This is a genomic window from Halosegnis marinus, assembly GCF_029338355.1.
In the GTDB taxonomy this organism is placed as follows: domain Archaea; phylum Halobacteriota; class Halobacteria; order Halobacteriales; family Haloarculaceae; genus Halosegnis; species Halosegnis marinus.
The window spans coordinates 865,420-878,322 of sequence record NZ_CP119802.1 but is presented as its reverse complement, the minus strand read 5'-3'; the positions used below and the strand labels follow the sequence as shown (position 1 = coordinate 878,322).

At 73.6% G+C, this 12,903-nt stretch carries 11 protein-coding genes; 6 read left to right on the top strand and 5 right to left on the bottom strand.

Annotation, left to right across the window (positions count from 1 at the left end; all coding sequences use genetic code 11):
- The 3 genes from P2T37_RS04945 to P2T37_RS04935 form a co-directional block, all read right to left on the bottom strand.
- Complete coding sequence (locus P2T37_RS04945; protein ID WP_276235675.1) at positions 1-531, bottom strand: hypothetical protein; 531 nt, start codon at positions 529-531, stop codon at positions 1-3.
- Between the two features lie 63 nt (positions 532-594).
- Complete coding sequence (locus P2T37_RS04940; protein ID WP_276235674.1) at positions 595-1,728, bottom strand: phage tail sheath family protein; 1,134 nt, start codon at positions 1,726-1,728, stop codon at positions 595-597.
- 61 nt (positions 1,729-1,789) lie between these two features.
- Positions 1,790-2,641 carry a DUF5995 family protein gene (locus P2T37_RS04935; RefSeq protein WP_276235673.1) on the bottom strand — a complete coding sequence of 284 codons (852 nt, stop codon included), beginning with the start codon at positions 2,639-2,641 and terminating at the stop codon, positions 1,790-1,792.
- 126 nt (positions 2,642-2,767) lie between these two features.
- On the opposite strand from P2T37_RS04935, the gene P2T37_RS04930 reads away from it, so the two are divergent.
- From P2T37_RS04930 to P2T37_RS04920, 3 genes are all read left to right on the top strand, one after another.
- On the top strand, positions 2,768-5,683 hold the full coding sequence (locus P2T37_RS04930) for a GAF domain-containing protein (protein WP_276235672.1): 2,916 nt from the start codon (positions 2,768-2,770) through the stop codon (positions 5,681-5,683).
- A 74-nt stretch (positions 5,684-5,757) separates the two neighbouring features.
- The gene (locus tag P2T37_RS04925) at positions 5,758-7,203 is read left to right on the top strand and encodes an MATE family efflux transporter (protein WP_382211813.1); all 1,446 of its coding nucleotides are present in this window, start codon (positions 5,758-5,760) and stop codon (positions 7,201-7,203) included.
- A gap of 126 nt (positions 7,204-7,329) precedes the next feature.
- On the top strand, positions 7,330-7,986 hold the full coding sequence (locus tag P2T37_RS04920) for a hypothetical protein (RefSeq protein WP_276235670.1): 657 nt from the start codon (positions 7,330-7,332) through the stop codon (positions 7,984-7,986).
- Positions 7,987-7,989: 3 nt separating this feature from the next.
- On the opposite strand, the gene P2T37_RS04915 is transcribed toward P2T37_RS04920, so the two are convergent.
- Positions 7,990-8,859 carry a glycosyltransferase family 2 protein gene (locus tag P2T37_RS04915; RefSeq protein WP_276235669.1) on the bottom strand — a complete coding sequence of 290 codons (870 nt, stop codon included), beginning with the start codon at positions 8,857-8,859 and terminating at the stop codon, positions 7,990-7,992.
- A gap of 85 nt (positions 8,860-8,944) precedes the next feature.
- Between P2T37_RS04915 and P2T37_RS04910 the strand changes: the two genes are divergently transcribed.
- Both P2T37_RS04910 and P2T37_RS04905 read left to right on the top strand, forming a co-directional pair.
- Positions 8,945-10,354, top strand: coding sequence for an FAD-dependent oxidoreductase (locus P2T37_RS04910; protein ID WP_276235668.1), 1,410 nt, complete (start codon positions 8,945-8,947; stop codon positions 10,352-10,354).
- A 37-nt stretch (positions 10,355-10,391) separates the two neighbouring features.
- The gene (locus P2T37_RS04905) at positions 10,392-10,688 is read left to right on the top strand and encodes a hypothetical protein (protein WP_276235667.1); all 297 of its coding nucleotides are present in this window, start codon (positions 10,392-10,394) and stop codon (positions 10,686-10,688) included.
- On the opposite strand, the gene P2T37_RS04900 is transcribed toward P2T37_RS04905, so the two are convergent.
- Complete coding sequence (locus P2T37_RS04900) at positions 10,689-12,089, bottom strand: HTTM domain-containing protein (RefSeq protein WP_276235666.1); 1,401 nt, start codon at positions 12,087-12,089, stop codon at positions 10,689-10,691. It lies immediately after the preceding gene.
- Between the two features lie 79 nt (positions 12,090-12,168).
- Here P2T37_RS04900 and P2T37_RS04895 point away from each other — a divergent pair, with 79 nt between their 5' ends.
- Positions 12,169-12,834 carry an SdpI family protein gene (locus tag P2T37_RS04895; RefSeq protein WP_276235665.1) on the top strand — a complete coding sequence of 222 codons (666 nt, stop codon included), beginning with the start codon at positions 12,169-12,171 and terminating at the stop codon, positions 12,832-12,834.
- Positions 12,835-12,903: the final 69 nt, after the last annotated feature.

The following is a 12,903-nucleotide window of genomic DNA, read 5'->3' as shown; positions in this document are numbered from 1 at the left end:
TCAACAGTCGTAGGTGCGCGTTCCCTCCTCGACCGTGACCGTCCGGGTCGCCGCGGCGACGCGCTCGCCGTCGGCGAACACCTCGACCGCGAGCGTCGTCTCCTCGCCGACCGCCAGCGTCTCGTCGTCGTCGAACACGGCGAACACCTCGACGGTCTCCGTGCCGTCGGCATCGACGGTGTTCTCGGTCGTCGCGTCCGTCGCCGGCAGCGAGACGGCGACGGTCAGCTCCGTCGAGTCACCGTAACGCCAGCTGACCGGTACCTCGACGGTCACGTCGCCGTACACGCCGACGCTGTCGCCGGGGGTGCCCGACGCGAAACAGTCCTCGACCGTGCCGTTCGTGTCCGGCGGGTCGAACTCGTCGTTCAGCCGGACGGAGACGTCGGTCGCCTCGACGGACGCCCCGTCGGCCTGCCGGTCGGCCATCGCGACCGTCCCGAGGCCCGCCGCGGCCACGAGTAGCACGACGAACCCGAGGGCGACGACCGCGCGGGCGGGCCGGGCCAGTAGCCACGACAGGAAGCTCACGGGCCGGCTACTCGCCGCGTGCCTACAGTCGTTGTGGGCGGGGACTCCCGACCCGCCCGCGGCTCACCCGCCCGTCTCGGCGACCAGCCGGAGGGCGACGAACTCCGCCGGGCGCGTCGGCGCGAACCCCACCTCGGCGACCAGCCGACCGGCGGCGACGTCCGCGGCCGTCGTCGTGGAGCGGTCGCACCGGACGAAGAAGGCCCGCTCGGGGGTCTCTCCGGCCAGCGCCCCGTCTCGCCACGCGAGGGCGAGGAAGTTCGACAGCCCGGACGCGACACGCTCGCGGGTTCGCTCGTCGTTCGGCTCCGTCTCCGTCCACCGGAGCCACGCGGTCATCGACTCCTCGAAGTAAAGCGCGAGCCGCCGGACGGGGACGTAGCGCCAGGTCGGGTCCTCGGCGAGCGTCCGGGCGCCCCACACGCGGACGCCGCGGTCGGGGAACGACCTGACGGGGTTCACCCCCCGCGTCGTGAGCAGTCCGCCGGTCCCGTCGTCGATGTCGGCGGCGAGGCCGACGATACCCCGGACCTGCTCGTTCGCCGGGGCCTTGTGGACCCCCCGCTCCGCGTCGGTCCGGGCGTACACCCCGGCGACGTGACCGACGGGGGGCACCGTGACCGTCCCGCCGCCGTCCGGCGTCGCGACGTCCAGCCACGGCACGTACAGCGCGGCGTCCCGCGACCGGAGCGGTGCCGTCGTCGCCGCGGGGTCCTCGTTCGGCGCCGCGAGCACGGCGAAGCGGTCGCCCGCCGTCTCGCAGTGGTTCGTCACGACCGCGGCGAGGTCGGGGTTCGTCGCCTGTGCCGGCACGCAGACGACCGCCACCTCGTCCACGCCGGCCAGCGCCGCGAGGCCCGTGGCCGGGGTCCCGTCGCCCCGGACCGCGGCGGCCGTGCCGGCCGCGACGCGGGCGACGTAACAGCGCCGCCCGCCGTTGCGGAAGAAGCCGTCCACGGCGTACGCGAGGTGGGTCGCGGCCGGCGGCGCGCCGGTCCCGTAGCCGCCGTACAAGGCCTCGAACTCCCCGAAACCCCGGACGAGCCGCGGCTCGCTCGGGCCCGTCTCCGTCTCCCCGACGAAGCCGACCGTCCCCGTCGGGACCCCCTCGACCGAGGAGGGAACCGTCCGCTCCGCGGCGGTCACGCCCGGCGTCAGGTAGCGCCGCAGCCGCGTCGCCCACCCCCGGAAGTACATGCCACGCAGTCGCGTCGCCGGACCATAGCGTTTCGCGCGCTCTCCGGGTCGTTCGCCGGTGCTACGACCTCGGCTCGCCGCCCCGCTCCGCTGCCCGGAGGCGCTCGCGCACCCGCTCGTCGCGGGTCGGGCGGACGAGCAGCCGACCGGCCCCGAGCGACACCGCGTCGAGGAGCCACCGGACGCCCCGTCGAGCGAGGGGGCCGCCGTCGGCGAGCGCGACCGCACACCGCCACGCCCAGTCGCGCCCCTCCGCGAGCGTGCGGAACGCGGCCCGCTCGTCGAACCGTCCGGCGGCGGCGTCGAGCGTTCCCAGCCCGGGGGCGTAGCGGTCGGCGAGCAGGTCCTGTTCCGTGTCCACGAGCGCGCGAAGGACGGCGTTGACGGCGTCGTGGTCGCGCCGTCGTTCCGCGCGCGGGTCGATGCCGGCGTCGTCCAGCGCGAGCGCGAGGTCGTGGACGACGTGGGCGTTGATTCCCAACAGGGCGTCCTGCGCGACGAGCGTCTCGCCGGCGAGCGCGCCGTCGAAGGCGAGGAGCCACGCGCGGGGGACGCGCTCCCGGTCGTCGCGCTCGTAGGCGAGCAGCGCCCGCCGGTAGCGGTTCGCGAACGCGACGAGGTAGCCGGCGACCCACTCCGGGTCGGCGAAGCGGTCGCCCGCGAGGTCGCGGCGCACCCGCGCGGTGACGGCGCCGTAGACGGTGAGGAAGACGGCCCGGCGGTCGCCGGCGCGGACGAACCGGCGCTCGGCGAGCGCAAGCCGTCGGTGGGCGTCCGCGGGGTCCGCGTAGGGGTCGGAAAGCAGGTCCGCGACCCCGACGGCGCCCTCCCCGGGCGGGAAGGGGTCGCGACCGAGGGCGGCCGCGACCGCCCGGAGTGCCTCCCTGTTCAGCGGCCCGAACGGTGTCTGCACGCGTCGAGGGGGCGCGGCGGGGGCATAAGCGTATCCGCGACCCGCGAGCGACGCGCTCGCCCCTCCGAGCGAGTTCACGACAACGCTATACGTTCTCGGCCGTCACGGACGCACACGACGATTCTCATGTCATCCTCTGTCAGGGTCCTGCTCGTCGACGACGAACCGGACGTCCGCGACCTGACGGCGACGTATCTCGAACGGGTCGACGAGGCCATACGGACGGTCGCCGCCGCCGACGCGGAGGCGGCGCTCGACCGCCTCGACGCGGAACGGGTCGACTGCGTCGTCTCGGACTACGACATGCCCGGGACCGACGGGCTGGCGCTGTTCGAGCAGGTCCGCGAGCGCGACCCCGACCTCCCGTTCGTGCTGTTCACGGGGAAAGGGTCGGAGGAGATAGCGAGCGAGGCGATCACGAAGGGCGTCACCGACTACCTCCAGAAGGGGACGGGGACCGACCAGTACGACGTGCTCGCCAACCGGGTGCGCAACGCCGTCGACCGGGCGGCCGCGGAGCGGCGCGCGTCGGACCTCTCGCGCATCAACGACCTCATCCGGGTCGTGCAGGGCGAACTCGTCCGCGCCGATACGCCCGAGGACATCCGCCGCCGGGTCTGCGAGTCGCTCACCGGGGCCGACTCGTACCGCTCCGCGTGGGTCGGCACCGTCGACGGCGACTCCGGCCGCATCGAGCCGGTCGCGACCGCCGGCGGGGTCGCGGCGTATCTGGAGACGGTGGAGATACGCCACGACGACACGCCGCGGGGGAACGGGCCGGCCGGCAGGGCCGTCCGGACACGGGAGCCACAGGTGTTGCGCCACGCGGCCGAGGGGTTCGACGTCCCCGACTGGCGCGACCGCGCCGAGGAGTTCGGCATCGAGTCGGTCATCGTCCTCCCGCTGGCCGACGGGGGGCGGCTCCACGGCGTGTTGACGGTGTACGCCGACCGCCACGACGCCTTCGACGGCGAGGAGCGGACCGTCCTCGCCGAACTCGCCGACACGGTGGCCAAGGCGCTCACCGCCGCGGAGAACCGCCGTCGGCTCGAACAGTACGAGACGGTGGTCGACGCCGTCGGCGACGCGGTGTACGCCTGCGACGCCGCCGGCCGCATCGCGTTCGTCAACGACGCGTTCGAGGACCTGACCGGCTACGACCGCGGGGCGCTCGTCGGCTCGCCGCTCTCGCGGGTGTTCGCGGACGGCGACCTCGACCGCGTCGAGTCGACACTGGGGGACCGGGACGCGCTCTCGGACGGGGGCGTCGCCCTCGAACTCGACGCCGTCCGCGCCGACGGGGCGACGGTCCCCTGCGAGGTCCACGTCGGCGTGCTCTCGGGTGCGAGCGACTTCGGCGGGACGGCCGGCGTCGTCCGCGACGTCTCCGACCGTCGGGCCGACGAGCGCGCCCGGCGGCGGCTGTACGAACTGGCGACCGACCCCGACCGCGGCTTCGAGGCGACGTGTCGGGGGCTGCTCGACCTCGGGTGCGAGCGCCTCGGCGTGGACAACGGGAAGCTCAACGCCGTCGACGCCGAGACCGGCCGCCACGAGACGGTGTTCGCCGCCGACGGCGCCGGCGAGGGGACGACCGTCGCCGGCGACGAGACCTACTGCCGACGCGTCGTCGACGAGGAGCGGCTGGTCGCGCTCCACAACGCCGGCGAGCAGGGGTGGGCCGACGACCCGGCCTACGAGCGGTACGGCCACGAGTGTTACATCGGGACCGAGGTGGTCGCCGACGGCGAACCGTACGGCGCGGTCTGCTTCACCGACCCCTCGCCGCGGGGAACGGGGTTCACGGAGGCCGAGCGGTCGTTCGTCGAACTCGTCGCCCGCGCGGTGGGCCACGAGATAGAGCGCGAGCGGGCCCGCGACCGGCTGGCGTCGCGCGAGGAGACCCTGCGACGGCTCCACCGCGTCCTCTCGGACCCCGAGCGCGACCACGAGGGGAAGGTGGAGGCGGTGCTGGAGCTGGGCCGGGAGGCGCTCGGCGTCCGCTACGGCGTCCTGTCGCAGGTCAACGGCGACCGCTACGAACTGTCGTCGCTGGTCGCCCCCGACGGCTACGAGGAGTTCGAGCCCGGCGCGGTCATCGACATCACGGAGAGCGGCTGTGAGCGCACCGTCGCGGACCGCGAGACGGTGAGCGTCGCCTCGATGGCGGACGACCCCGCGTGGTCGGACAAGCCCATCCACACCCACGTCGGCATGTCCTGTTACATCGGGACGCCGGTCGTCGTCGAGGGGGACCTCCACGGGACGCTGTGTTTCCACCACGACGAGCCGCGCGACGCGCCGTTCCGGTCGTGGGAGGAGACGCTGGTCGAACTGCTGGGCCAGTGGGTCGGCTACACGCTCGCCGAGCGGCGCAACGAGGCGGCGCTGGCTCGCGAGCGGGACCGGCTGGAGGAGTTCGCGGCCACGCTGTCACACGACCTGCGGACGCCGCTGTCGGTCGCGACCGGCCGGCTCGACCTCGCCGCGACCGACGCCGAGGACGGGGCGGTCGCCGAGTCGCTCGACGCCGCCCGCGCCGCCCTCGACCGGATGGACGCGCTCGTCGACGACACGCTGGCGCTGGCCCGACAGGGCCGCACGGTCGGCGAGACGGCCCCGACCGACCTCGGGGCCGCGGCACGGACGGCGTGGTCGCACCTGGACGCCGCCGACGCGACCCTGCACGTGGCCGACGACCTCCCCCGCGTCGGGGCCGACGACGACCGCCTCGTCCGGCTGTTGGAGAACGTGTTCGCCAACAGCCTCGACCACGCCGGCGAGACGGTCGCCGTGTCGGTCTCGCCGGCCGAGACGGACGGCTCGGGGCTCGGCTTCCGCGTGGACGACGACGGGCCGGGCATCCCCGAGTCGGAGCGCGAGACGGTGTTCGAGCGCGGCTACTCGACGAGCGAGGACGGCACGGGGTTCGGCCTGAGCATCGTCGAGCGCATCGCCACGGCCCACGGCTGGACGGTGCGCGCGGCGGAGTCGCCCGACGGCGGCGCGGCGTTCGTGTTCGCGGGGCTCGAAGCCGCCTGACGCCTCCACGCGACGCCGTCGGCGTGAGCGACCGAAACGACAACCCTCATACACCCTGACCGGGTAGTCAGGATATCTCCCCGCGCGTCCCCAATCCGGTCCGCCTCGTCGTCCTCGCGGTCGGCCTCCTCCTGGCCCGACTCGGCGTCGTCGACGAGCGGCGCGCCCGCCGGACGACGGACCTCGCGTGGCCCCGCGTCGTCACGGGCATCGCGCGGATGTCGAAGAACGCCGTGGACGTGGCGATGGTCGGCATCGCGCTCGGCTCCGCGGGCATCGCGGGCGTCGGCTACGCCGGCCCGTACTGGGGGCTCGCCTTCGCGCTCGGCGGCGGCCTCGCCGCCGGCACCATCGCGCTCGTCTCCCAGCACTACGGCGGCGAGGACGACGCCACCGAGGGTATCGGCCGGGCCGTCCGCTCGTCGGTGCTCGTCGTCCTCGCCGTCACGCTCCCGCTCGTCGCGGCGCTCGCGGTCTTCGCCGAACCGCTCATCGACCTCGTGAGCGGCAACCCCGAGGCCGTCGCCGTCGGGGGCGACTACCTCCGGGTCGTCGCGTTCGGCGTCCCCTTCGCCGCGCTCAACCTCGTCGGGTCGCGCGTCTTCATCGGCGCGGACGACGCGTGGACCCCGATGGCCGTCCGCGGCGGCGGCGCGGTGCTCAACATCGCGCTGAACGCCTTCTTCATCTTCGCGCTCGACATGGGCGCGGTCGGCGCGGCGACCGGCACCGTGCTCTCGAACGTCGCCGGGACGGCCGCCTTCGCCGTCGGCCTCTCGCGGGGGCGGCTCCCCGGCATCGGCGCCCTCCCCGTGCAGGTGGACCCGCTCGGCCCGTACGTGGACCTCGACACGGCCCGCGACATCGTGGACATCGGCGCGCCGGTCGTCGGCCGCTCGATGGTGTGGACCGTCGCGGAGTTCCCGATGCTCGCCATCGCCGACAGCTTCGGGGTGGCCGTCGCCGCCGCGTACGTCATCGCGCGGCGCATCTGGGGCATCATGAACACCCCCGGCTGGGGCTTCGGCCTCGCGTCCTCCTCGCTCGTCGGACAGTCGCTCGGGGCGAACGACGAGGCCGAGGCCGAGGCGTTCGGCGAGGACGTCATCCGCCACGCCGTCGGCGTCTACCTCGTGTCGGCGTTCGTCGTCGCCCTGTTCGCCCGCCCCATCGTCGGGGCGTTCGACCCGACCCCCGACGCGATTCCCGTCGCCGTCGCGCTCGTGTACGCCGCCTGTGTCGCCGTCGTGATGCAGGGCGTCTCGGGCGGCGCGGCCGGCCCGCTCGACGCCAGCGGCGACACCCGCTGGCCCTTCGCCGCGCAGGCCGTCGGGATGTTCGGCTGTTCCATCCCGCTCGCGTACATCGGCGCGACGACCCCGCTCGGCCTGTGGGGGCTCTACCTCGCGTTCGCCGCCGAGACGGGCGTCCCCGCCGCGCTCAACTACTACCGCTTCCGCGCCGGCACGTGGAAGGAGGTGAGCCGCGGGTTCGGGCCGGGGCGGCCGGCGGACGACTAGGAGACGCGACCAACGGGAGCGTCTCCGAACAAGCGAGCGGGAGTGAGCGGAGCGAACGACACGCGAGCCGCGGGCGAACGGAACAGGCGACACAAACTACTTCCTGTCTCCCTGTCTTGACAGGGCGTGACGACCGACGCGACCGACCGGCCGCCGGTAGCTGACGACGGCCGCGCGTGGGAGGCCATCAAACTGGAGTACGAGCACCTCCGCGCCGAAATCGAGCAGGCGATCCGGAATCAGGTCCGTATCCTCGGGTACGGCGGCGCTGTCCTCTCCCTGCTCGTGGGACTGGGAATCGACGCCCGCCAGTTCGCCATCCTCGTTGCGCTCCCGTTTCTGGCGTTCTTCTTCTTCATGTTGTGGAGCATCGAGCAGACCCGGATGATGCGGGCGGGCGACTACATCTCCGGACTCGAGAGCCGCGTGAACGAACGACTGCTCGACGGCTGGTCGCTCGGCTGGGAGGGGTGGCTCAACTACCGTGCGGAGCGCGCCGGCCGCGATATCTACCACCTCCACTACTATTCGCAGTACGGTGTTCTCGGCGGCTTCCTGACGATCCTGCTGTTGTCGGCCGCCCTCCTGCAGGTCGGGCCGAGCCTCTTAGGCGACGAGTGGCCGGTCATTCTCGACGGCGGGATCCGGACGTTCCTCACGGTCACGTACGTCGCGATGGCTTGTATCGCCTCGCTGTTCATGCTCAAGACGGTTCGCCACGGGAACGTGAGCGACAGTCTGCGGTGGTATCACCAAAGCGACCGGAACGGCTCCGACGAGTAGCGCTCAGTCGACGAGTTCGTCGTAACTGGTTCGGGCCGGATACCCGTCGTCCCTCGCGTAGTCGGCGAGCCGATCCGGGACGTCGAGTACCGTCGGACTCAACAACCCCGCGGCGACGAGCGCCTCGAAGCGGAGCTCCCGGAGGAAGTGGGTCTCCGGGTTGAAATCACCGGGTTCGAATCCACCGAGGTCGCCGGCCGTCGCCCGCTGTGCCGCCAGTGCGAGGAGCGTCCGGTCGCGGTATCGGGCGGGCGAGGGCAGGTGGTGACGGAGCGACCGGACGAGCGTGCGGTAGCCGACGCCGAGCCGGAGCGCGTCGCGGTAGTTCTGGTACCGCCGTCGCTGTCGGTATCGCCACGAGTCCCACTCGAAGTTGTGGTGCGCGTCGACGACCGAGACGGGGAGCCGGTACACCGGGGCGTCGGCGTCGGCTCTCACCCAGAGGTCCTTGTCCTCGTGGACGTCGAGGTCTCGCCATCCACCGGCATCGGCGACGACCGAGCGATCGGCGATCATCCCGCCGTGGAACAGCACGAGTCCGGGGTCGTGCGTTCGTCGGAGCTCCCGATAGTACTCCGCGGCTTCGAACAGTCCGGCCGAGTAGCTCGCGTCCATGTCGATGTGGGCCGCGACGATGTCGTTGTCGCCCGCTTCGAACGCCGACTGTCGGCCGCGACCGCGCGAGGCCCCGGGAACGTGTTTGAGGACGATCCCCTCGTTAACCGACAACCGTTCGAGCGTGTCCAGCGACCCGTCCGACGAGTTCGCATCGACAACGATGATACGGTCGTCCGGGGCCTTGTATCGGAGGAGGTCGCGGATACTGTCCCGCACCGTCGGCCCCTGGTTCCGGTGTGTAACGAGGACGTCCATACGACGCGACGCTCCCCCGCGACGGAAACCCTTTGCGCCCCGCGAGCCGCCCCACGCTTTTGCCCCCCGCCCGCGACCCGGACACATGGACCCGTTCGTCGTCGTCGGCGGTGACGCCGCCGGCCTCAGCGCCGCGAGCAAACTCAAGCGGGAGGCGCCCGACCGCGAGGTCGTCGTCTTCGAGAAGGGCCGGTGGGTGTCGTACGCGCACTGCGGCACGCCGTACTACGTGAAGGGCGAGGTGGACTCGCTCACCGACCTCGTCTCGCTGTCGCCCGACGAGGTCGCGGAACGGGACATCGACCTCCGGCGCGAGCACGAGGTCGTCGCGGTCGACCCCGAGGACCGCGTCGTCGTCGCGGAGGGGCCCGCGGGCCGGGTCGAACAGCCGTACGGCGACGTCCTGCTCGGGACCGGGGCGCGCGCCCGCTCGGACCCGATCGAGGGGGCGGACCTGTTCGGCGCGTTCACGCTCCACGGGCTGCCCGACGCGACCGCCATCCGCGCGTTCGTCGACGACGGCTTCGACCCCGAGACGGCCGCGCTCGGGCCGATGTCGCCCGACGAGTTCCGGCGACACGCCGACGCCGACCCCCCGGAGACGGCGGCGGTCATCGGGGGCGGCTACGTCGGCGTCGAGATGGCCGAAGCCCTCGCGGCCCACGGCATCGACGTCCACGTCCTCCAGCGCGGGAGCCACCTCCTCGGCGGGTTCGGGGCGGCGGTCGGCGAGGCCGTCGCGGACGAACTCGCCGCGCAGGGGGTGACCGTCCACACGGACACCGCCGTCGAGGCAATCGAGGGCGAGGGGCGCGTCGAGCGCGTCGCCTTCGAGGGCGGCGCTCTCGACGCGGGCGCGGCGATAGTCGGCGTCGGCATCGCGCCCAACACCGCGCTCGCGGAGGACGCGGGCGCCGACCTCGGGCCGTCGGGGGCCGTCGCCGTGGACCGCTACGGCCGGACGAGCGTCGAGGGCGTCTACGCCGCGGGCGACTGCGCCGAGTCGCGCCACGTCGTGAGCGGCGAGGCGACGTGGGTGCCGCTCGGCCTCACCGCGAACCGGGCGGGCCGGGCCATCGGGGCCACGCTCGGGGGCGACCCGACGCCCGTCGGCGGCGTGGCGGGCACCGCGGTGGTGAAGGCGTTCGACCTCGGCGCGGGTCGCACCGGGTTCGTCTCCGAGTCGGCGGCGCGCGAGGCGGGGTTCGACCCCGTCTCCGAGACCATCACCGCGGGGTCGCGCTCGGGCTACTACCCGGGGGCCGAGGAGACGACGGTGACGCTGACGGCGGACCGCGGCACCGGGCGCGTGCTGGGCGCGAGCGTCGTCGGGCGCGACCGCGCGGCGAAACGCATCGACACCGTCGCGACGGCCCTCGGGTCCGACACGACCGTCGCCGAAATGGAACGGCTCGACCTCGCGTACGCGCCGCCGTTCTCGCCCGTGTGGGACCCGATACTCGTCGCGGCGAAGGTGCTGCGCGACCGCGTGTAGGCGTCACACACTTCCCGGCGGCGGCCGTAGCACGGCTGTGATTCCGAACCTGTTCGACCCGGCCGCGAACGCGGCCTCAGCGGGCGCGAGCGTCGGCGCACAGCTCGGTTCCAAGGCCGGTCCCGTCGGCGCGGGCGTGGGCGCCGGCTTCGGCGCCGCGGGCGGCTACATCGCCGGCAAGGCGCTCGACCCCTGTCCCGTGCGGAAGGCGCTCCCCGACGGCGGGGAGGTGCGGGAACGGACGTCGGGCGAGGGAGATACGGACCCGGCGGCGACCGCGGACGCGGCCGACGCGACCCCCCGGAGCGTCGAGATTCCCGTCACCGAGGCGTAGTCACGGACAGTCGTACGTCCCGAGCCCCCGCCGTTCGACGGGCGCGCTCCCGTCGAGGACGACCCGCCGGGTCACGAGGACGTGTTCGACCCGGACGAGGTCGCTCGCGTGTGTTCGGTCCCATCGCTCACAGAGGTGGGCGGCGAGGCCGGGCCGGAGCGCGGGCGCGCCCCGCAGGTCCCCGAGGTAGACGTACCAGCGGTGGCTGGGGTACGTCGCCCCCGAGTCGGCCACGTCGAAGACGGGCGCGCCGCCGCGGAGCGCGTCCACCCGCTCTCCGTCCGCGGTCGTCCCGACCGGGACGTGCCAGCTATCGGTCTTCGGAGGTTCCGGCGCGAACATGTCCCAGCGGCGCTGCTCGGGGTCCACGCTCCCCGAGGCCGCGGGCAGGGCGACCAGCCCGAGCGACGAGGCGTTCCACACGAGGACGAAGGCGAGCAGGAGCGCCGCGACCGTCCGGGTCGCGGGCGGGTCGAGGCGACCGAGCAGGGCCCCGCCCGGACGGGGGAGCCAGCGCCCGGCGGCCCGCGCCCGGAGGTCGGCGGTCGCGGCCTCGACGCGGTCCCAGACGAGGGGCGGTAGGAAGACGAGTAGCCCCGCCGCAGAGACGAGCGGGAACACCCCCAGCCGGAGCGTGAGGAACATGAACAGGTGGCCGCCGACGAACGCGCCGACGAGCGCGGCGCGGAGCCGTCCCGTCGCGAGCAGGAGCAGTGGCGAGGCGACGAGCAGGGCGAGCCACGCGTGCGCGCCGAGCGAGAGAAGCCACGACTGCCCCGCGAGCGCGTCACCGAGGCCGACGGTGAGCGCGTCGATGCCGAACACGTAGCGGACGGCCTCGCCCGAGCGCCACGCCTCCCCGCGGAGCTTGATGACCGCGTTGACGCCGTACACGACGAACACCTGCACGAGCAGGCCCGCCGTCGCCACGGAGACGACGCGGTCGCGTTTCTCCCCCCCGTCGAGACCCCACCGCGCCCCGAGCGGGAGGAGCGCGCCCCACAGCAACAGCCGCCGGAGCAGGGAGTCGCCGGCGTTGAGCACGAGGAGGTTCCGCGTGTGGAGCGAGAGCAGGAGGACGAACAGCGCGAGGGCGGCGAGGCGGCTCCGGTAGCCGGCGACGAGCGCGCAGGCGACGCCCGCGGTGAGGAGGAACAGCGTCGCGGCCCACAGCGGGGAGCCGAACAGCGCGTACAGCGAGAGCCGGCCGACCGTCGGGTACGCCTCGAACAGGAGCGCGCGCGGCAGCACGCCCGCGTCGGTGTAGAAGGCGACCAGGTCGCCGGCCCGAAGCGCGAGGTCCGCGAGCACGAGTAGGCCGAGCGCGACCCGGAGGGCGGCGAGCGCCCGCGGGTCGACCCCGAGGCGGGCGCGGAGGGCGTCGGGGAGGGAGCGGGCCATCTACCGTCGAGAGCGGGAGGGCGGACAAAGGGGTTGTGCCGGCGGTGCGTTGAAGACCGAAGGCGACCTATAGAGGAGGATGAACACGCGAGGACGGTTCGGACTGGCGGGGCTGCTCGTCGCGGCGTCGGCCGTCGTCGGCCTCGTCGCCGCGCCCGACCTGCCGGCGCGGATGGCGACCCACTGGAACGCCGCCGGGGTGCCCGACGGGACGATGCCGCGGACGGTCGCGCTCGTCTTCCTTCCCGCGATCGCGGCGGGACTGCTCGGCCTGTTCGCGCTCCTGCCCCGCATCGACCCGCTCGGCGGGAACGTCGCCGCGTTCCGGCCCGCGTACGACGGGTTCGTCGTCGCGCTGTCGGCCTTCCTCGCCGCGCTGCACGTCGGCATCGTCGCGTTCAACCTCGGCTACGTCTTCGACTTCACGCTGTTCGTGCTCGCGGCCGTCGCGGGGCTGTTCTACTGCGTCGGCCTCCTGCTCGAACACGTCGAGCGGAACTGGTTCGTCGGCGTCCGCACGCCGTGGACGCTGTCGGACGAGCGCGTCTGGGACCGGACTCACGCGCTCGCCGCGCGGCTGTTCAAACTGAGCGCGCTCGTCGCGGTCGTCGGCCTCGCGTTCGGCGACTACGCGATATACTTCCTGCTCGTCCCCGCGCTCGGGACGGCCGTCGTCACCGTCGCGTACTCGTACGTGCTCTACGCGCGGCTCCCCGACGCGGGCGGCGAGGTCGCGGCGCGGTAGCCGAAAAAGGTCGTTCGGAGGCTCGCGGGTCGCTCCGCTCCCCGCTCGCTCGTTCGGCGGACTCCCTCC